Annotated in this window: 19 protein-coding genes; 11 read left to right on the forward strand and 8 right to left on the reverse strand. The window is 59.2% G+C overall.

All coding sequences use genetic code 11. From position 1 onward, the window contains the following. Window positions 1–363: 363 nt before the first annotated feature. The 3 genes from hrpB to ACI3K0_RS19030 all read left to right on the forward strand — a co-directional run bounded on the left by hrpB (window position 364) and on the right by ACI3K0_RS19030 (window position 4,895). Complete coding sequence (hrpB, locus tag ACI3K0_RS19020) at window positions 364–2,853, forward strand: ATP-dependent helicase HrpB (RefSeq protein ID WP_183829646.1); 2,490 nt, start codon at window positions 364–366, stop codon at window positions 2,851–2,853. Between the two features lie 101 nt (window positions 2,854–2,954). Then, window positions 2,955–4,256 carry an ActS/PrrB/RegB family redox-sensitive histidine kinase gene (locus ACI3K0_RS19025; protein ID WP_183829648.1) on the forward strand — a complete coding sequence of 434 codons (1,302 nt, stop codon included), beginning with the start codon at window positions 2,955–2,957 and terminating at the stop codon, window positions 4,254–4,256. 63 nt (window positions 4,257–4,319) lie between these two features. After that, complete coding sequence (locus ACI3K0_RS19030; protein WP_148143861.1) at window positions 4,320–4,895, forward strand: ActR/PrrA/RegA family redox response regulator transcription factor; 576 nt, start codon at window positions 4,320–4,322, stop codon at window positions 4,893–4,895. A 69-nt stretch (window positions 4,896–4,964) separates the two neighbouring features. On the opposite strand, the gene ACI3K0_RS19035 is transcribed toward ACI3K0_RS19030, so the two are convergent. Beyond that, window positions 4,965–5,459 carry an MmcB family DNA repair protein gene (locus ACI3K0_RS19035; RefSeq protein WP_183829651.1) on the reverse strand — a complete coding sequence of 165 codons (495 nt, stop codon included), beginning with the start codon at window positions 5,457–5,459 and terminating at the stop codon, window positions 4,965–4,967. Window positions 5,460–5,646: 187 nt separating this feature from the next. On the opposite strand from ACI3K0_RS19035, the gene ACI3K0_RS19040 reads away from it, so the two are divergent. Next, on the forward strand, window positions 5,647–6,318 hold the full coding sequence (locus ACI3K0_RS19040) for a L,D-transpeptidase (protein WP_183829654.1): 672 nt from the start codon (window positions 5,647–5,649) through the stop codon (window positions 6,316–6,318). A gap of 163 nt (window positions 6,319–6,481) precedes the next feature. On the opposite strand, the gene ACI3K0_RS19045 is transcribed toward ACI3K0_RS19040, so the two are convergent. From ACI3K0_RS19045 to hslV, 5 genes are all read right to left on the reverse strand, one after another. Continuing rightward, window positions 6,482–8,491: a hydantoinase/oxoprolinase family protein gene (locus ACI3K0_RS19045; protein WP_183829657.1), complete on the reverse strand. Its 2,010-nt coding sequence runs from the start codon at window positions 8,489–8,491 to the stop codon at window positions 6,482–6,484. Between the two features lie 86 nt (window positions 8,492–8,577). Beyond that, window positions 8,578–9,975 (reverse strand): cytochrome P450, encoded by a 1,398-nt coding sequence (locus ACI3K0_RS19050; RefSeq protein ID WP_404945971.1) that lies wholly within the window; start codon window positions 9,973–9,975, stop codon window positions 8,578–8,580. A 44-nt stretch (window positions 9,976–10,019) separates the two neighbouring features. Next, entirely contained in the window at window positions 10,020–10,955 is a 936-nt protein-coding gene (locus tag ACI3K0_RS19055) for a DUF1402 family protein (protein WP_183829663.1), read from the reverse strand. Window positions 10,956–11,160: 205 nt separating this feature from the next. Further along, entirely contained in the window at window positions 11,161–12,471 is a 1,311-nt protein-coding gene (gene hslU / locus ACI3K0_RS19060; protein WP_183829666.1) for an ATP-dependent protease ATPase subunit HslU, read from the reverse strand. Window positions 12,472–12,546: 75 nt separating this feature from the next. Next, complete coding sequence (hslV, locus tag ACI3K0_RS19065; RefSeq protein ID WP_139679091.1) at window positions 12,547–13,074, reverse strand: ATP-dependent protease subunit HslV; 528 nt, start codon at window positions 13,072–13,074, stop codon at window positions 12,547–12,549. Window positions 13,075–13,299: 225 nt separating this feature from the next. Here hslV and hisB point away from each other — a divergent pair, with 225 nt between their 5' ends. The 7 genes from hisB to coaA are packed head-to-tail and all read left to right on the forward strand — an operon-like array spanning window position 13,300 to window position 17,953. Next, window positions 13,300–13,908 (forward strand): imidazoleglycerol-phosphate dehydratase HisB, encoded by a 609-nt coding sequence (gene hisB / locus ACI3K0_RS19070; RefSeq protein WP_183829796.1) that lies wholly within the window; start codon window positions 13,300–13,302, stop codon window positions 13,906–13,908. 19 nt (window positions 13,909–13,927) lie between these two features. Beyond that, entirely contained in the window at window positions 13,928–14,422 is a 495-nt protein-coding gene (locus ACI3K0_RS19075) for a DUF2628 domain-containing protein (protein WP_183829669.1), read from the forward strand. Further along, on the forward strand, window positions 14,422–15,072 hold the full coding sequence (gene hisH / locus ACI3K0_RS19080; RefSeq protein WP_183829672.1) for an imidazole glycerol phosphate synthase subunit HisH: 651 nt from the start codon (window positions 14,422–14,424) through the stop codon (window positions 15,070–15,072). Before ACI3K0_RS19075 ends, hisH begins: the two co-directional genes overlap by 1 nt. Before the next feature lie 30 nt (window positions 15,073–15,102). Continuing rightward, on the forward strand, window positions 15,103–15,846 hold the full coding sequence (hisA, locus tag ACI3K0_RS19085; protein WP_183829675.1) for a 1-(5-phosphoribosyl)-5-[(5-phosphoribosylamino)methylideneamino]imidazole-4-carboxamide isomerase: 744 nt from the start codon (window positions 15,103–15,105) through the stop codon (window positions 15,844–15,846). Next, window positions 15,843–16,619, forward strand: coding sequence for an imidazole glycerol phosphate synthase subunit HisF (gene hisF, locus ACI3K0_RS19090; RefSeq protein WP_183829678.1), 777 nt, complete (start codon window positions 15,843–15,845; stop codon window positions 16,617–16,619). The genes hisA and hisF overlap by 4 nt, the downstream gene beginning before the upstream one ends. A 24-nt stretch (window positions 16,620–16,643) precedes the next feature. Beyond that, window positions 16,644–16,967 carry a phosphoribosyl-ATP diphosphatase gene (locus tag ACI3K0_RS19095; protein WP_183829681.1) on the forward strand — a complete coding sequence of 108 codons (324 nt, stop codon included), beginning with the start codon at window positions 16,644–16,646 and terminating at the stop codon, window positions 16,965–16,967. Then, window positions 16,964–17,953 carry a type I pantothenate kinase gene (gene coaA / locus ACI3K0_RS19100; RefSeq protein ID WP_183829684.1) on the forward strand — a complete coding sequence of 330 codons (990 nt, stop codon included), beginning with the start codon at window positions 16,964–16,966 and terminating at the stop codon, window positions 17,951–17,953. The genes ACI3K0_RS19095 and coaA overlap by 4 nt, the downstream gene beginning before the upstream one ends. On the opposite strand, the gene ACI3K0_RS19105 is transcribed toward coaA, so the two are convergent. Both ACI3K0_RS19105 and ACI3K0_RS19110 read right to left on the reverse strand, forming a co-directional pair. Further along, a complete protein-coding gene (locus tag ACI3K0_RS19105) occupies window positions 17,940–19,142 on the reverse strand; it encodes a glycosyltransferase family 87 protein (RefSeq protein WP_404945972.1) in 1,203 nt (400 codons plus the stop codon). The two genes, coaA and ACI3K0_RS19105, sit on opposite strands and share 14 nt — an antisense overlap. Window positions 19,143–19,180: 38 nt before the next feature. Next, entirely contained in the window at window positions 19,181–19,789 is a 609-nt protein-coding gene (locus tag ACI3K0_RS19110; RefSeq protein WP_148143847.1) for an alpha-ketoglutarate-dependent dioxygenase AlkB, read from the reverse strand. Window positions 19,790–19,802 lie beyond the last annotated feature (13 nt).

A 19,802-nucleotide genomic window follows, 5' to 3' on the forward strand; every position in this document is an offset into this window, starting at 1 on the left:
ATCAGTTCTTCGAGACCTAACCGGAGCCCGGTCCCAATCAGCAAATGCCAATCTTTAGTGGTTTTCTTTAGAACGAGAAGCTTCGTCGCTAGCAGCGCCGCCGCCCTCGTCAGTGAGCGGGTTATAGATCCGACGACCCGATTGAGTCAACAGCCATTTTTAAAAAAATGTCATTTTTCTCCAATGCCATGCGAGCAGATGCTCATGGCTTAAATTGCGGGCATGCATAGATTTTCAGCAGTCGAAACGGCGCTCTTGTTCACTCGTGCGTTTCGCGCTGCTATGGCATTGCAAAACCTCATCAGGACGCCACCGACCTGATGGGTCTTTAGACGCCCGAAAATACCGAGAGCTCACATATATATGGAAAAGAAACCCCAAGAGGACAGATCTGATAGCAGCACGCATGCGCCACTCCCTATTATAGAGGTGCTGGGCGATCTAACCGTGGCGCTCCGCCGGAGCTCTTGTGCAGTCCTTTCCGCCCCACCGGGTGCAGGCAAAACGACCATGGTGCCGCTTACCCTGATCAAAGAGCCATGGTGCACGGGAAAGGTCATCCTGCTTGAGCCGCGGCGGCTGGCGGCGCGAGCTGCCGCTTCGCGCATGGCGGCGCTCAAGGGAGAGAGTGTCGGGCAGACGATCGGTTACAGAATGCGCCTCGACACGCGGATCTCGCAGGCGACACGGATCGAGGTCGTCACGGAAGGGGTATTTTCCCGAATGATCCTTGACGATCCGGAACTTGCCGGCGTTTCCGCGGTGATCTTCGACGAATTCCACGAACGCTCGCTCGATGCCGATCTCGGACTGGCGCTGGCGCTCGACACACAGTCGGCGCTTCGAGAAGACCTGCGTATAATCGTAATGTCGGCAACCCTCGATACGGATCGCATCGCGGCATTGCTGAACGACCCTCCGGTGATCAAAAGCAAAGGACGGAGTTTTCCGGTCGAGGTCCGTTATAATGAAAGAAGCCAGCAGGAGCGTGTCGAGGACGCAGTCACGCGTGCGATCGAAAGCGCACATCGCGACGAAGATGGCTCCATCCTTGCCTTTCTACCGGGACAGGCGGAAATCAGAAGGGTAACCGAGCGGCTGCAGGGCCGGTTCGATGCAGACACCGCGATTGCGCCACTTTATGGCAATCTGACACAACACGAGCAGGATCTGGCAATCAAGCCGGCAGCGCCTGGCAAGCGCAAGATCGTGCTCGCCACATCGATTGCAGAGACATCTATCACGATCGACGGTGTGCGGATCGTCATCGACAGCGGATTGCAGCGTCTGCCGGTCTTCGAGCCTTCCACCGGAATGACCCGGCTGGAGACGGTACGGGTATCACAGGCTTCGGCCGACCAGCGGGCCGGACGCGCCGGGCGAACCATGCCGGGTATCGCCATCAGGCTCTGGCACGCGGGCCAGACCGCTGCACTGCCGGATTTCACGCCGCCGCAAATACTCGCGAGCGATCTCTCAAGTCTCGTGCTCGACCTTGCTCATTGGGGCGTGGTTGATCCGACAACGCTCGCCTTTCTGGATCAACCGCCCGGACCTGCGCTTTCCGAGGCAAAAGGCCTGCTTCTCCTTCTCGGCGCATTGGACGACACCGGCCGGCTAACGCCGAGAGGTCATCTTATCCGTCAGCTGGCCTTGCCGCCTCGGCTGGCGGCGATGGTCATCAATGCGGACGAGGAAGGACGCGGGCTCGAGGCGAGCCATCTCGCCGTTCTCCTGACCGAACAGGGACTTGGAGGAAACGATATCGATCTCGATGAACGGCTGCGGCGGTTCCGGGCTGACCGCAGCGAGCGGGCCCAAGCCAGCCGGGGTCTGGCCAACCGGATAGCCGACAGTCTGCCAAACAAGGGAGCACAACAGACAAGCGGGTCAGCAGGCCCGCTTCTTCTCCATGCTTATCCCGACCGGATCGCGCTGCAGCGCGGCGGCAAGGGCCGGTTCATCATGGCCAACGGCCGAGGAGCGGAACTGCCGGAGACCGAGCGACTTGCCGGGGCCTCCATGTTGGTGATTTCCGACGTGAGCGGGAAGGCTGCGCGGCCACGCATTCTCAGCGCCGCGGAAATATCTCGTTCCGAGGTGGAAGCGGAGATGGGCGGTGCAATCCGGTCCGCAGAAGAATGTTTTTTCGACCCCGCCAGCCGTCAGGTTCGTGCGCGCCAAACCACCCGGCTCGGAGCAATCGTATTTAGCGAAAAACCCTTACCCAAACCGACCGGGGAACAGGCGGCACGGGCGCTGGCCGACGGCGTACGGCAGTTCGGATTGCACAGCCTGCCGTTTTCGAAGGAGACCCTACAATTCAGGGAAAGGCTGGGGTTCCTTCATCGATCGCTTGGCGAGCCATGGCCGGATGTCAGCGACGATGCGCTTATAGCCCGCCTTGATGAATGGTTCGTCCCCTATCAAGGCCATGCGTCCGCACTTACTTCGATATCGGCGGCGAGCCTTTCGGATGGGTTGCGTTCGCTGGTACCACACGAGTTGCTGCACACTATGAACCGGCTTGCGCCGACCCATTTCGAGGCGCCGACCGGCCAACGCCATCCTATCCAGTATGATGGCGCAGAACCGGTGCTGACAATCCGTGTCCAGGAGCTGTTCGGATTGAAAAATCATCCCGCGATCGCGAACGGCAAACTGCCGCTGCTTCTTGAATTGACATCGCCGGCACACAGGCCGATCCAGACGACACGCGATCTGCCCGGCTTCTGGTCCGGGTCATGGAAAGATGTTCGGGCGGAAATGCGTGGCCGATATCCCAGACACCCATGGCCGGAAAATCCGGTCGATGCCGCTCCGACAAGCCGCGCAAAACCCAAAGGTACGTGACAGGATGTCACGTACCATGAAATACTGGGTCGATTTTAAGAGGTTTGACCACTTTAAGGCACATATAAACAATGTCCGAAACAATATTGCATAGTACAGACATGACTTCATCGCAGGACAGCAAGATCGGCCATGTAAGCCGCAGCATCCGCCTACAAACCCTCGTCAGGCTGAGGTGGCTGGCCGTGGCGGGGCAGACAATAACGGTCCTGATCATCTGGGGCGTACTCGACTTTCCGATGCCTATCGCCCAGGCAACCATATTGATCGCAGCCCTTGCGGTCGCAAATCTCATTTTATCCGCTTGGTTTCCGGCCACCCACCGGCTTGGACCGAAATCAGCGCTCGCCTTGCTCTGCTTCGACCTCCTGCAAATGGGCGCACTATTGTTTATCACCGGCGGGCTGGGCAATCCCTTTGCACCGCTGATCTGCGTGCCGGTCATCATAGCCTTTGCATCACAGCCATTGCGTCATTCGCTCGTGCTGCTTGTCTTCGCGCTTGTGTGCACGACGGTTTTGTCACTCTCTCCTTACCCGGTCCCGTGGTATGAGGGAGAGCATTTGCGTATCCAGCCGATCATGCAGCTCGGGGTATGGTTCTCGATCGCCTCGATGATGGTTTTTGCGGCTTTCTACGCTTACCGCGTTTCCCATGAGGCCAGCCTGCTTGCCGACGCTCTGGTGGCGACGGAAATGATTCTGGAGCGGGAAAAACATCTCGGTCAGCTGGATGGTCTGGCCGCTGCTGCGGCCCATGAACTGGGAACACCGCTTGCAACGATCAGCGTCGTCGCCAAGGAAATGGAGCGAGAGCTGGGGCAGGACGAGCGCTTCAAGGAGGATGTGCAACTGTTGCGCAGCCAGAGCGAGCGATGCCGCGATATCCTGCGTCGCTTGACCTCACTGCCAGCGGAGGGCGAGGAGCATTTGCGGCGCCTGCCTCTATCGTCGATGATGGAAGAGGTGATCGCTCCGCACCGTCAGTTCGACATAGACATCAGACTGGTGCAGAAAACCGACGGTGGCCATGAACCCATAGGCGTGAGAAACGCAGGAATTCTCTATGGGCTTGGCAATCTGATTGAAAATGCGGTCGATTATGCAAAGAATGAGGTGGTCATCTCGGTGGAATACGATGACCAGCGGGTGGCGATCATGATCGAGGACGATGGTCCAGGCTATTCTGCCGTTATCCTCTCGCGTATCGGCGAGCCTTATATGACATCCCGGACACGCGAGCGGAGTGAGCATGCCGGCGGACTGGGTTTGGGGCTCTTCATCGCCAAAACCCTGCTAGAGCGATCAGGCGCATCGATCCGCTTCAGCAATCGCGGCGACGGACAGGTCGGTGCACGCATTCGAATAGAATGGCCAAGATCAATTATGGACAAGCCAATTTGATCTAGCTCCAATTTTATCGCGTTCTATATGATAATTGGGGTCCATCGATCCCGGAGAATGAAGATGGAAACAACACTGCAGCAATCCAATCCTCAGAATGAGGACTTTATTGGTTCCGACCCTTCACTGTTGATCGTTGACGACGATGGACCGTTTCTGCGTCGCCTGGCACGAGCCATGGAAACACGAGGCTTTACCGTTGAGGCCGCGGAAACAGTCGCCGAAGGCATTGCCAAAGTGCGCCAGCGGGCACCGAAATACGCCGTGGTGGATCTTCGGCTGGGCGACGGCAACGGCCTCGACGTCATCGAAACCATCAGGCAGTTCCGTCAGGATACACGCGTCATCGTACTGACCGGATACGGAAACATTGCGACTGCCGTCACTGCGGTCAAACTTGGTGCCGTCGACTATCTTTCCAAGCCTGCCGATGCGGATGATGTGTTCAACGCCTTGACGCAGCGTCCCGGAGAAAAGGCTGACCTGCCGGAAAATCCGATGTCGGCAGATCGCGTGCGTTGGGAACATATCCAGCGCGTCTACGAAATGTGCGAACGCAACGTTTCGGAAACGGCACGACGCCTCAACATGCATCGCCGCACATTGCAGCGCATCCTGGCAAAGCGGGCACCGAAATAAGGCGCCCGCCGCGACTTGCGGGCTGCGGGATTTATGTAATTGCGGCAGAGAGGCAGGCCATGCCCTTGACTACGTCTCTATGTCGTCGAAGCTCTTGCCGGTAGACCATTCCGCCATCATCAGGCGGTGCGCCGCTGTACGCGAAAAATCGAGCATCAACGCCTTGCGGGTCGCCGGCGCAAGCTTGTGTTGGGATGCGTCACGCAAGAGATGCGCCCCATAACCATCCGACACCATCAGGCCGCAGTCTTCAGGGAAAATTTCGAACGGGACATCCCTGTGCGTTGCAAAGATCAGCCGGTCGCAATAAGTCCGATATTCCGGCCACTTGCGGTCGATACGGAAATCCTCGATCGAGGTCTTTATCTCGACAATCCAGATTTCTCCCTTATCGGATACGGTGATCAGGTCGGCCCTTCTGCCATTCGGCAAGACCAGTTCGGGCAGAACAGCATGCTTCATATCGTGAAGCAGGATTTGCGCGCCCTTGCGGACCATCATCGCGCGAGGCGACTGACGGCCATCGATCAGAGGGTTGTCGTTCACAACATTCAATATCGTCATGCCTGTTCCTTAGCCATTACAGGTGGGCAGCATTGTGAATGTTGCAAAAAGACAATGGGCTTTTCAATTCGACTGCTGCCGACGCGCTGAGCGCTTGCGCAACTTGCCAACCGCAATCGAATGGAAAATAACGGTTTCGACGGCGGCTTGACGCCATTTCAATCGATAGTTTCACCAAGAGATATCCATGCGCTTTCGCAACAGCATGCTCGCACTCGGCCTGTTGGCAACCGCCGCCCTGGCCGGCTGCTCGACCACGTCCGAAACAGCCAAGACAGATGCACCGGTTCGCATCGAGACGGCCCAGATCTTCACCGATTCCTACGGATCGGTGACCGATGCAGGCTATACCCTGCCGGCCATTCCGATCAACCGGGTCAAGCAGGAGTTCGTCCGCCAGATCGTGAATTACGAAACTGCGGAAAAGCCGGGTACGGTTATCGTCAATACCCGTGAACGCCATCTCTACTACATCCTGCCGGGCGGCCGTGCTGTGCGCTACGGCATCGGCGTCGGCAAGGCTGGTTTTGCATGGTCGGGCACGGCCTATGTTGCCTGGAAGCAGGAATGGCCGACATGGCATCCGCCGAAGGAAATGGCAGCCCGCAAGCCGGATGTCGCCAGATACGTCGAAAACGGCATGGGTCCAGGCCTGAACAACCCGCTTGGCGCACGCGCCATGTATCTGTTCAACGAAAAGGGCCAGGACACGCTGTTTCGCCTTCACGGCACGCCGGAATGGGCCTCGATCGGCACGGCGGCTTCATCCGGCTGCATTCGCCTGATGAACCAGGACGTTATCGACCTTTACAGCCGGGTGCGTCCGGGCAAGGCAACCAAAGTCGTCGTGGTCCAGTAGGACTGACGGGATACCGAAATCAAAAAGCCGCCGAGGGCATTCCCGGCGGCTTTTTTGCTGCCAGGACGTGAGCCTGAATCTACCGGCCGTCACCCTTTCCTGTGCCGTAGCTTTGCCTGCGGGATTACGGGTATCAAGGCGCGGAAAGCCCACGGCGGTTCGGTCAGGATTGTGGATGTGCCATCCGCGGGCGGCCCGTTGCAGTGGCAACGATGCGCGCTTCAACGAGTTTTCGTCCGCCTTCAACTTCCGGTGCCATAATCTCCTTTTCGATGGAAATCAGGATGCCCTGGGCTTCTTCCTGTCCGGCCTTGCGCCGCGCTGCAATGACTGCCCGCTCCTCAGCGGCTTCTAGCGCACTCGCTTCCCCGATTATCGTGGTTGTCTCACCGGCACCGGTTACAATATAGACACCTTCTTCCGGCGAAGTGATGGTGACCGTCGCCGTAACCCTTATATGGCCGACGACAGCGCCGATGGCGTTGGCAACATCCGCATCAGAAGGAATGATCGATTCGGCTCCAAGCATATCGGCAATTGCAGGATAATAGACCGGTGCCGACGCGCCTAGACCGACAAGCGGACGGTCAAGCGAAATGGAAAACCGGGCGATACCCGGGACGCGCTTCAATGCCCGATCAACCGCAAGCGAGACCGATGGGTTGACTGATTCGGCACCGTCTTCCGCAAGGCAGGCCGAAAGCAAGATCTCGGAAGATTGCCGGGTCAGCCTCGCGACGATTTTGCCGGCCAAATCTTCTGGTGACGTGGCGATCTCGCGTCCCGCGCCGGTCTTCTTCCGGGCTGCAAGCTGCAGCCCCAATCGTGCTGCATCGGCATTCCACTGGCCTTGGCGGCCAAGAACATGCAGTGCGTCAGATGGTGTGATGCCGCTCAAGTATACGAGCCCGCGGCCCACAAGCCGGTCGAGAACCGATTTCTGGGAGTTCATTGTGAGCAATGCGTTCAATGCCACGGGTGCCGAGCCAATCCGCGCAAGAAGCGCCTGTTCCTGCGGTTGAAGGCTCCCAACCAAGGCTTCGTTCAAAGCGATCCGGACGGCGAAACGGCCATCGTGGCGACCAGTGTGGGTGGCACGTAGCTGCATATCGATAGCCGACAGAACGCTATCGCCATAGGTGGCCACCAGAAGGCTGAGAGGTAGAATACGTCGAGGACCGAGCGTGATTTTTGCCTCTAGCCCACGGTCATCGATATGCACTTCCGAATCACCGCCGAGGCCGAAAGTGCGCAACGCGACCGCCTCCACCATCGTCTTGTGACCGCCGACATTCGCGCCATCAAGCGCAAGCTTCGGCTTGCCGCCCTGAATTATCGCCACATCCGTCGTGGTGCCACCGATGTCTGACACAACTGCCTCATCCAGCCCGGTGAGATAACGAGCACCCACAAGGCTTGCCGCCGGACCGGAGAGAATGGTCTCGATCGGGCGTAGCCGTGCCTCGCCAGCGGACATCAACGCGCCGTCGCCTCGCACGACCATGAGGGGCGCATGGATGCCAGATTTTTCGAGAAAATCTTCGGTCGAACCGATCAGTCGGTCGATGATAGACACCAGGCGGGCATTGAGCAGCGTCGTCAAGGCGCGCCGCGGTCCACCCAGTTTCGAGGAAAGCTCGTGGCTGCAGGTGACGGGCTTGTGGCTCAGTTCGCGGATCCGATCCCTAACGCTGATTTCATGAGCCGGATTCCGGACGGCAAAATATCCGGCTACGGCGAAGGACGAAACCTTCGGGCCAAGTGTCGGGAGAGCCTCTTCCAGCATCGTCATCTCTAACGGCGTTTCGTTGCCGTGGACATCGTGGCCGCCAGGCAGGAAGATCACCGGATCGGTACCGAGCGCTTCCGAGAGCCCCCCTCGGGCGATATCTTCCGGGCCGAAGCCGATCATGACAAGCGCTGCCCGACCCCCCTGCCCTTCGACCAAAGCATTGGTCGCAAGCGTCGTGGACAGCGAGACCATGGCGATTTCCGCGGCCGGGATACCACTCCTTGCCAGTACCGCTTCGACAGCACCCGAGATTCCTTCGGAAAGATCATGCCGAGTGGTGAGCGATTTCGCCTTGGCGATCACCCCCTCATCCTCGCGGAAAAGAACCGCATCCGTGTAGGTGCCGCCGGTATCGATGCCGAGAAGAAGAGGTGAAGCCACGCAAGAATTCCCAAATCCTTATGAAGCAATCAATAAAGCATGGCGCGACAGGTTCAATCGACCGGGAAAGACATGTTCTGTCGCGGTCAGGACCTGATGCTTACACGCATCGGCATGCCATTCTGCGGCTGGGTCGTCAGTTTCTGCACCGGCCAGATGTCAGTACCGGGCAGCGCATCGAAACGGTAGCGCTTCATCAGCACGGCAAGCGCAATCACCGCTTCCTGCATGGCGAAGGTTGCGCCGATACAGGTGCGCGGGCCGGCGCCGAAAGGCAGATACTGGAAACGGCCGATCCTGCCGCGATTTTCCGGCAGAAAACGCTCGGGCATGAAGGCGCGCGGCTTTTCCCAGTAGAGTTCGTGGCGATGCAGGGTCCAGGGCATGACGAGGATGGTGACGCCCGCTTCGATCTCGATGCTTTCGCCGCTCGGGCTCGTCCATTTGTCGTCGGCGATCGCCGCGCGATTCAGTGACGGGGCCGGCGGATAAAGCCTGAGCGCTTCCTCGAAGGAGGCGCGGACCCAGGGCATCAGTTCCAGCCATTCAACCGGCTCGGCACCGGAGCCAAGAACCTGGTCTATCTCCTTTTCCATTGCTTCGCGCACATGCGGCGAATGAGCGACGCAGTAGAGCGTCCAGGCGAGCGCGCGGGCCGTCGTTTCATGGCCGGCGCCGATGAAGGTTAGGATATTGTCCTCGATCTCATCCAGCGAGAGGCCGTTCGGACCTTCGAGCTGCAGGAGCAGAGTCAGGAAATCCTGCGGCACCGCGTCCGGCGTCTGGCGCATGCGCTTCTGCCGCTCCCGCATCGTGTCGGCGACGATCTTGCGGAATTTTTCGAGCACCTTGCGGCCGCCGATGCGGGTCAGGCGCGGCACCCAGGCCGGTGCGCGCAAGAGATCCATCGGGTCGACGCGGCCCATGCGGTGGAGCAGGCTGTCGACATCATCGGAAAAACTGTTGCTCTCGGTGACGATCTGGCCCGAGAACAGGGTTTCCGACAGAATCGAATAGGCGAGTTCCGTCATGTCGACGGAGATATCGTGGATCGCTCCCTCCGTGCCGACTGTCGCATATTTCCCTGCGTATTCTTCCGACTTCGCCAGCATCTGGCCGGCAAAACCGCGAGAATGACGGGGCGTGAAAACCGGCGCCATGGCCTTGCGCGAACGTTTCCAGACCGGGCCTTCCGCCGTCAGCAATCCATCACGCAGGATCGGCCGCAGGATAAGCTGGCGGATTTCCGACATCTCGTAGTTTGAGGCGTTATCGACAAGGACGTGGCGAATCAGCCCGGGATCGTTGACGATCAGCGTGCGTTCCTTGAAGAATTTCGTCTTGATCCAGGGCAGCGTGTAGGACGGCACACCCCACAGCTCCAGCGGGTTGCGCATGACCGTGCGAATGATCTCCAGCCGTGATGGCGGGACGGTGCGCGGTATGGGTGCCGGCGGCACAAAGGGGTCGGGGCGCATGTCCAAAGGCAACCCTCCTGTTCCGTTCCTGATTAAACCAATATCAGGACTTAGAGCAGCGATTTCAACTCGGTGATCTTGTCGTTGACGAGCCAGCCGTAATAATTCTCTTCCGGCAGACCGCCGCGGGCCTTCAGCGCAGCTGCACGCTGAGCCGAGCCTCCGGTATTGTAGAGCGTCGAGGTGATGCCGGGATTTTTGGAAATATCGACATCGGCGATCGACTTGTAGTCGTCTATCGAGCGGCGGATATTGGCCGCCATATAGGCAAGCGACTTGTCGGGATCCATGATCGCTTCATAGACTTCCGCGGCGTCGTTTTCATCCAGCTTCGAATAACCGGACGTGCGCGACACCATGTCGGACAACATCATCGCCGTCAGCGGATTGACCTGGCCGAGGCCAAAGGTCTGGCCGGCATAAAAGGGCTGGAAGAAAACCGCGCTGAAACGGTTGTCGGGATAGGCCTTTCCATCGACCTTTTTGCCGCGGAACGATTTCTCCCATACTGCTTCACGGCAATTCCACAGCGCGTAGGAACCGGATTTGTCCTCACAGGCGGAAAACTGCGGGTGCATCAGGAATTCGGAGATGGTTTCGCCGTCATAGGCGAAGCGGAAAGCGTTTCCTGCGTAAGCGGCCGCCTTGACGTAATAGCTCTGCAGCCTGTCATAGGCGTCGACATTATAGGTGTGCTCGCCGACGATCGCGCCGACCATGTGGATCGGATCGATGCCATAGGCGGCCGCGGTGGACTTGATCTTGCCGATCAGCGTCTTGTCGGTCGCCAGAAGCTCACGGATCTTGTCGTATTTGTCGTCGAAAGTGGTGCGGCCAGCGCGGGTACGGCGCACGGAAGCGCCGGGGATCTTGGGCTGCACGGCATTGCGATTGCCTTCCGGCACGATGGTCATGGCCATCACCGGACCGGTCGAGGAAGCCGCCCAGGCGACGGTCAACAGCAATGCAATAAGGGTGCGTTTCAAGATTTTCCGTGTCCCAGCGTTTTATCTGCGCCACTGCCGGCTCCAGAAACTGTGACAGGTCGATCTGGCAAGCCGCTCGCGTCTTCGCGAAAGCGCGTCACCCATACGTTAAGACATATTGGAATGTCGAGATAAAGACGTTCAAAAAGGCGTCAAGTTGCTTGAGTGTGGCAGCCAGGCGTTGCCCGGCTGCCACTTGAGCGGCTTAGAGAATGTAGCGCGACAGGTCGGTATCGGCCGCCAGATCGCCCACATGCTTACGGACATATTCGGCATCGATCTTCACCGACGTGCCGCCCTGATCCGGAGCGGTGAAGGAGATTTCATCCAGCACGCGCTCCATCACCGTCTGCAGGCGGCGGGCGCCGATGTTTTCAACCGTCGAGTTCAGATGAACCGCGACATCGGCAAGTGCGTCGATCGCGTCATCGGTGAATTCCAGCGTCAGGTCTTCCGTTCCCATCAGCGCCTTGTACTGGCGGATGAGGCTGGCCTCGGTTTCCGTCAGGATGCGGCGGAAATCCTCCTTGGTCAGCGGACGAAGCTCGACGCGGATCGGCAAGCGGCCCTGGAGTTCCGGCAGAAGATCAGACGGCTTGGCGACATGGAAGGCGCCGGACGCGATGAAGAGGATGTGATCGGTCTTCACCGGGCCATACTTGGTCGAAACCGTCGTGCCTTCGACGAGCGGCAGAAGATCGCGCTGCACGCCTTCACGTGAAACACCGGCACCCATGCCGCCGTCACGCGCGGCGATCTTGTCGATCTCGTCCAGAAAGACAATGCCGTCGTTTTCGACCGCACGAACCGCCTCGCGCTGAATTACCTCATTGTCGATCAGCTTGTCGGATTCGTCGCGGATCAGCTCGCCATAGGACTTGGCGACGGTCGTCTTGACCTTCTTGGTGCGGCCGCCCATGGCCTTGCCGAACATTTCCGACAGGTTCAGCACGCCGATATTCGCGCCGGGCATGCCGGGGATTTCGAAACCACCGGGCATGCCGGAGCCGCTATCGGCCACTTCGACCTCGATTTCCTTGTCGTCCAGTTCACCGGCGCGGAGCTTCTTGCGGAAACTGTCGCGGGTTGCCGGCGATGCGGTGGAGCCGACCAGCGCGTCAAGCACGCGTTCCTCGGCGCTCTGATGCGCCTTGGCCTGAACCTCGGAGCGCTTCTTTTCACGCACGAGGCCGATGCCGATCTCGACAAGATCACGGATGATCTGTTCGACGTCGCGGCCGACATAACCGACTTCGGTGAATTTTGTCGCCTCGACCTTGATGAACGGCGCGCCGGCGAGCTTAGCGAGACGACGGGAGATTTCCGTCTTGCCGACACCGGTCGGGCCGATCATCAGGATGTTCTTCGGCATGACTTCATCGCGCAGGCTCTCGTCGAGCTGGTGACGACGCCAGCGGTTACGCAGCGCAATTGCAACGGCGCGCTTGGCATCATGCTGGCCGATGATGTGGCGATCGAGTTCGGAAACGATTTCGCGGGGGGAGAAATTGGTCATGTGATCCTCTCGGCTTTCCCGTTGCGGCCGGCCAATGCGGCCCGGTCCGCGGGACCCTTTTGGGAATTGATTGAATTACTCGGCGTCGAGCGTTTCGACGACGAGATTGTGGTTGGTATAAACGCAGATATCGGCAGCGATATCGAGCGCCTGGCGCGCCACGTCTTCGGCCGACTTTTCGCTGTCCATCAACGCCCGGGCCGCAGCGAAGGCGTAATTGCCGCCGGAGCCGATGGCGATCGTGCCATGTTCGGGCTCAAGAACGTCACCGTTACCGGTGATTGCCAGCGTCGTGGACTTGTCAGCGACCAGCATCATGGCTTCAAGATTGCGAAGATATTTGTCGGTGCGCCAGTCCTTGGCGAGTTCGACTGCGGCGCGCATAAGCTGGCCGGGATATTGTTCGAGCTTCTTTTCGAGACGGTCGAGAAGCGTGAAGGCATCTGCCGTGGCGCCGGCGAAACCGGCGATCACATCACCGCCCTTGCCGATGCGGCGCACTTTGCGGGCATTGCCCTTCATCACGGTCTGGCCGAGGCTCACCTGACCGTCACCGGCCATGACGACCTTGCCGCCCTTCCTGACTGTAATAATCGTTGTCATCAATACACCTGTCTGCCCCTTTGAAAGCGGGCTTTTGGACCGAAGAAATCCCGCCAAACCGCTCTGGCTTTGCCGGGATCGTGTTGACACCTATGTAAGTGACCGAGTGACGAATACAATCTCGCTGCTTTCGATCGACAAGGTGTCGCAAAGGCCCGTGCTTTGGCTGGATATTTCACCTTACGGCTGATAAGGAGCGGCGAGAAAAGCATGGAGCAGACCCTGATGGGCGAAACCGCAGCCGCACGCGTGGGAAGCGTTTCCCGCAAGACCAACGAAACCTCCGTTTCCGTTTCCGTCAATCTGGACGGCACCGGCGTGGCCAAGATTTCGACGGGCGTCGGCTTTTTCGACCATATGCTCGACCAGCTGGCGCGACATTCGCTGATCGACATGGAGATCGACGTCAAAGGCGACCTGCATATCGACGACCATCACACGGTGGAAGACACCGGGATTGCGATCGGCCAGGCGATTTCCAAGGCGCTCGGCGACCGTCGCGGCATCACCCGTTATGCCTCGCTCGATCTCGCCATGGACGAGACGATGACCAAGGCTGCGATCGACGTGTCGGGCCGGCCTTTCCTCGTCTGGAACGTTGCGTTTTCGGCACCGAAGATCGGCACATTCGATACGGAACTGGTCCGCGAATTCTTCCAAGCGCTGGCGCAGAATGCCGGGATCACCCTGCATATCCTCAACCATTACGGCGCCAACAACCATCATATCGCCGAGACCTGCTTCAAATCCGTGGCGCGCGTTCTGCGCACCGCGACCGAAATTGATCCGCGACAGGCCAACCGCGTTCCGTCCACCAAGGGAACGCTTGCCTGACGCTTCCGGGAGATCATCCTTGAGAAGCTATCTCGTTCTGATACCGCCGAATGGTCCCGACAGGGATCACCGCTCGACGCTTTTCCTGCCCGACGGGTTTTCCTGGATGGCGCTCGTTTTTTCCTGGATCTGGCTGATCTGGCATCGGCTCTGGCTTGCGGGAATTTTCGCGCTTGTGCTGCAGGTCGCCGGAGCCTTGCTGATGGGCACCCAGGGCTTCTGGCTTGGCGGAGTGCTGCTCGGCTTAGCGACACATGTCTTTGTCGCGCTTGAGGGGCGCAACCACTACGCCAACTCCCTTATCCGCCGCGGCTGGACACTCGAAAGTGTGATCGGCGCGACGGACAGAGAGACCGCGGAAGAGATCTATTTTTCCGCCCTGCCGCCAAAAGAGACGCAGCCCCTGCCCTCTTCTGCGGACTGGGCCCAAGCAAACTGGGATAAGACAAAACAGCCGGCCGTTTCGGGTTGGCAGGGTCCGGCTCTCGGACTTTTCGATCACGGAGGACGCTGATGCGCGTCGCAATAATTGACTACGGCTCGGGCAACCTGCGCTCGGCCACCAAGGCATTCGAACGCGCGGCCCGCGAAGCCGGCATAGATGCTGCAATCGAGCTGACCGACAAGCCGGATATCGTTGCCGCTGCCGACCGCGTCGTGCTGCCGGGTGTCGGCGCCTATGCGGATTGCCGCGCCGGTCTCAAGGCCGTTTCGGGCATGAACGAAGCGCTTGTCGAAGCGGTCGAAACCAAGGCACGACCCTTTCTCGGTATTTGTGTCGGCATGCAACTGATGTCATCCCGTGGCTTGGAAAAGACCACGACCGAGGGGCTTGGCTGGATCAAGGGCGATGTCGTCGAGATGACGCCGTCCGATCCGGGCCTGAAGATCCCGCAGATCGGCTGGAATACGCTGGAACTTGCCACGCCTCACCCGCTGTTCGATGGCATTCCCACCGGGCCGGACGGGTTGCATGCCTATTTCGTCCATTCCTACCATCTTGCCGCGACCAATCCGGCCGAAGTGATCGCCACGACCGAATATGGCGGGGCGATGACGGCATTCGTCGGGCGCGACAACATGGCGGGTTCGCAGTTTCACCCGGAAAAGAGCCAGAAGCTCGGCCTCGCCCTGATTTCCAACTTCCTGCGCTGGAAGCCGTAAGGCTCGCGCATCTATCCAAGGACCAAGAAGATGATCCTTTTCCCGGCTATCGATCTCAAGGACGGTCAGTGCGTGCGCCTCAAGCTCGGCGACATGGAGCAGGCGACCGTCTATAATCCGGACCCCGGCGCCCAGGCGAAAGCCTTCGAGGACCAGGGGTTCGAGTGGCTGCATGTGGTCGATCTCAACGGCGCCTTTGCCGGCGAGAGCGTCAATGGCGCGGCAGTCGATGCAATCCTGAAAGCGACGAAGAACCCGGTGCAGCTCGGCGGCGGTATCCGCACGCTCGATCATATCGAAAGCTGGCTTTCCAGAGGCTTGGAGCGGGTGATCCTCGGCACCGTTGCCGTGCGTGATCCGGCGCTGGTCATCGAGGCCTGCAAACAGTTTCCGGGCAAGGTCGCCGTCGGCATCGACGCCAAGGGCGGCAAGGTGGCGGTCGAAGGCTGGGCGGAAGCGTCCGAACTCGGCGTCATCGAGCTTGCGAAGAAATTCGAAGGCGCCGGCGTGTCCGCGATCATCTATACCGATATCGACCGCGATGGCATTCTGGCCGGCATCAACTGGGCTTCGACGCTGGAACTTGCGAATTCCGTTTCCATTCCGGTTATCGCCTCGGGCGGGCTTGCCTCGCTCGACGATATCAGCCGGATGCTCGAGCCGGATGCGGCCCGCCTCGAAGGTGCGATTTCCGGTCGCGCGCTTTATGACGGCCGTATCGATCCCACCGAAGCACTGGCGCTGATCCGCGCCGCGAAAGGTCGTGCAGCATGACCCTCAAAGCCCGCGTCATCCCCTGCCTCGACGTGAAGGACGGCCGCGTCGTCAAGGGCGTCAACTTTCTCGATCTGGTCGATGCCGGCGATCCCGTAGAAGCGGCCAAGGCCTATGATCTGGCCGGTGCGGACGAGCTCTGCTTTCTCGACATCACCGCCTCTTCCGACAATCGCGAGACGATATTCGATGTCGTGGCGCGCACGGCAGACCATTGCTTCATGCCGCTTACCGTCGGTGGCGGCGTGCGCGCGGTTAGCGATATTCGCAAGCTGCTGCTGGCCGGGGCCGACAAGGTGTCGATTAATTCGGCAGCGGTGAACAATCCCGATTTCGTCGCTGAGGCCGCCGACAAGTTCGGCAACCAGTGCATCGTCGTGTCGATCGATGCCAAGAAGGTTTCAGCAGCGGGCGAAGCGAACCGTTGGGAAATCTTCACCCATGGCGGCCGTAACCCGACGGGGATCGACGCCGTCGATTTTGCCCGGCGCATGGTCGAGCGCGGGACCGGAGAGTTGCTGGTCACCTCGATGGACCGTGACGGCACCAAGGTCGGCTACGATCTGGAGCTGACCCGCGCGATTGCGGACTCGGTGCGCGTGCCAGTGATTGCATCGGGCGGCGTCGGGGATCTCGACGATCTCGTGGCTGGCGTCAAACAAGGTCATGCGACGGCGGTTCTCGCCGCATCGATTTTCCACTTCGGCACCTATACGGTCGGAGAGGCAAAACGCTATATGGCTGATCACGGCATCGCCATGCGTCTCGACTGAGTTTCGGGACCGGAGGACAAAGACTTGAGCGAATTCACTCTCAGCGATCTCGAAAAGATCGTCGCGGCACGGGCGAAAGCTTCGCCGGACGAATCCTGGACAGCGAAACTTGCCGCGGCGGGCCAGACCAAAGCCGCCAAGAAGCTTGGCGAGGAGGCGGTGGAGACGGTAATTGCCGCGCTTGCCCAAGACAAAAAGGACCTCGCCTCCGAAAGCGCCGACCTGCTCTATCATCTGTTAGTCGTATTGAATATTGCAGGGATTCCATTGCAGGATGTGCTGGACGAACTTCAACGCAGGACCGCGCAATCTGGACTGCAGGAAAAGGCGAGCCGGCCCAAGTCATGAGTAGCGCACCGCAGCCCGTCGAAGTGTCGGAAGTCAGCCCGATGACAGAGTATTATTCTCCTTATCATCACTTTACAGCGAACGAGTGGGCCAAGTTTCGCGCCGATACGCCACTGACGCTGACATCCGATGAAATCGCGCGCCTGCGCTCGCTGGACGATCCGATCAATATTGATGAGGTTCGGCAGATCTATCTGTCGTTGTCGCGCCTTCTGTCGACCCATGTCGAGGCGTCGCAGCAACTGTTTCGGCAGCGAAACCGGTTTTTGAGCCTGCCCGACGTTTCCAAGACGCCTTTCATCATCGGCATTGCCGGATCGGTTGCAGTCGGCAAATCGACGACGGCACGTGTGCTGAAGGAACTGCTAGCGCGCTGGCCATCGAGCCCGAAGGTGGACCTGATCACCACGGACGGCTTTCTCTATCCGAACGCCGTGCTTCAGCGCGACGGCCTGATGCAGCGCAAGGGTTTTCCGGAAAGCTATGACGTCGGCCAGATTCTGCGGTTTCTTTCGGCGATCAAGGCCGGCGAGCCGAATGTCAGGGCGCCGCAATATTCGCACCTGACCTATGATGTCCTGCCCGACGCGCATACGCTTGTTGACCGACCGGACATCCTGATCTTCGAAGGCATCAACGTGCTGCAATCGCGGCCGCTGCCGGCGGACGGCAAGATCGTGCCGATCGTTTCGGATTTCTTCGACTTCTCGATCTATATCGATGCGGACGAAGAGCAAATCCATCAGTGGTATGTGCAGCGCTTCATGAAGTTGCGCGAGACCGCTTTCCGCGATCCGACATCGTTCTTCAAGAAATATGCGGCGATCGACACGGATGCGGCATTGGCCGTCGCCGAAGGGCTTTGGGAAAACATCAACCTCAAAAACCTTCGCCAGAACATTATCCCAACCCGTCCCCGCGCCGACATCATCCTGCGCAAGAGCCGCAATCATTTCATCGAGACGGTCTCGCTCAGGAAGCTTTAGAGAGCGCTAGATTCGTGCGTTTTCTTGTCGACCTGTCGTCCACTATTGCCAGTCTGACCATCGCGCCTGCGAAAACGGCCGGCGGCAAGATCCCTATGCCGATGCCCTGGCCATTGAGGACATGCAGGAAAAGCGGCCAAAGATACGCCACCGCGATCGGCCAGCGTGGCAAACGCCGATCGGCGAGGAAAAAACAGGCCACGGCAAGGCAATAGGGTATTGCATCGTAGGAATATGCGTAGGGTGTGGCGAGAATTGCCAGAACGCCTGTCAGAAGGGCGCGCAGGCGATTGTCCATCATGAACTCGGGTCGCCAGATCCGAACTGAGGCTATAATCGCCAACAAGGTTACGAGAGCCTGTAGAAAATAGGCCCCCGCGATACCAAACCCCAGCCATCGGCCCAGAATGAAGGCCGTCAGGGCATTTTTGTGATAGGGTTGCGGATAGTCCGCCTCCATGATTTTCCGCATGAGAGGTCCGGTCTCTTTGAAAAAGCCGGTCCATACCTCGAAACCAAATAGCAGGCCCGTCAGGACGATGAGCACGATCGTGGTGAGGATCGCCGCCATGATGGCCCGGTATTGCCCTGCTGCCAGAAAACAGAATGGCAACAACAAACCGAGATGCGGCTTGATCGTAAGCAGGCCGGCCAGAATGCCCGCCAAAACGGGCCGGTGGGGCAGGAGAAGCAAAGTGCCGATGAGAAGTGCAGCTGTGAGAGCGCCGTTCTGGCCGAAAATCGAGTTCATCACCGCGGCAGGCGAGAAAAGCAACGCCAGTGTCACAATGGCTGGAAGCCTCAGGTTCTTCACGGCCAGATAGAGACAAGCCAATGTTGCCACCGTCCAGATGCCGTAGGCCAATGGCAATGGCAAAAGCGACAGGGGAACGCCGATCAACAGTATCGACGGCGGATAACTCCACTCCTGATCCGGCAGGCCGGAGCCAAACCATCCGCGCAGCGCCAAACGATAGGCCTCGACATCGAATATAGCATCCACCCGGCCTTCGGTTGCGAGCCGTCCTCCCGACCAGAGATTGGTAAAATCCCAATAGGCTAGCCGCTCGGAAAGAACCGAGTAGCCATCAGGGCGGAATGTCCATAGTTGAAGGTGATAGACGAAGCCGACAAGAATGCCGCAACCAGCGATCACCGCCGCAAACTGAAGATCCTGCCTGTCGCGCACAACGTCTTTACCCTTGCCGGTATTGCCCGGCGTCCAAACTAGGTCACTCGCCTTAACGTCAGATTGATCCGCCCGCCGTTTTTCAGCAGCGTAGAAGTTCCCGGATAGAGGCGGTCCACGCCATGGAAGGCGAGCCTGCCCTCCCCGCCGAGCAGCACGATATCGCCACTCTGCAGCTTGAAGGAACTGGTCGGATCCTTCCGCTCCAGACCGCCGACGCGAAAGAGGCAGCTATTGCCGAGCGAAATCGACAGAACGGGCGCGGCAAGCTCGTTTTCATCCTTGTCCTGATGCAGGCCCATCTTCGCGTCGTCAGTATAGAAATTCACCAGACAGGCTTCGGGCGGTTTCGAATATCCGGCCAGTTTCTGCCATAACGCCATCAATTCAGGAGGAATGGCTGGCCAGGGTCTTCCCGTCTGGGGGTGGGTGGGTTGATATCGATAACCGCGCTCCTTGTCCGTCACCCAGCCTAGCTGCCCGCAATTGGTCATCCTGACCGACATCGGCTTGCCGGTACCGGGCATGGCAGGCGTATAAAGGGGTGCTTCGGTAACGATCCGGCGGATGATCTCGACCAGATTTTCCTGTGCGGGACGATCCAGATAGCCAGGCAGATGGCGAATTCCGTTCAGCAAGGTCGCCATATCCGTCTCCCTG

The organism is Rhizobium sp. ZW T2_16 (assembly GCF_044987325.1).
Classification (GTDB): Bacteria; Pseudomonadota; Alphaproteobacteria; order Rhizobiales; family Rhizobiaceae; genus Neorhizobium; species Neorhizobium cellulosilyticum.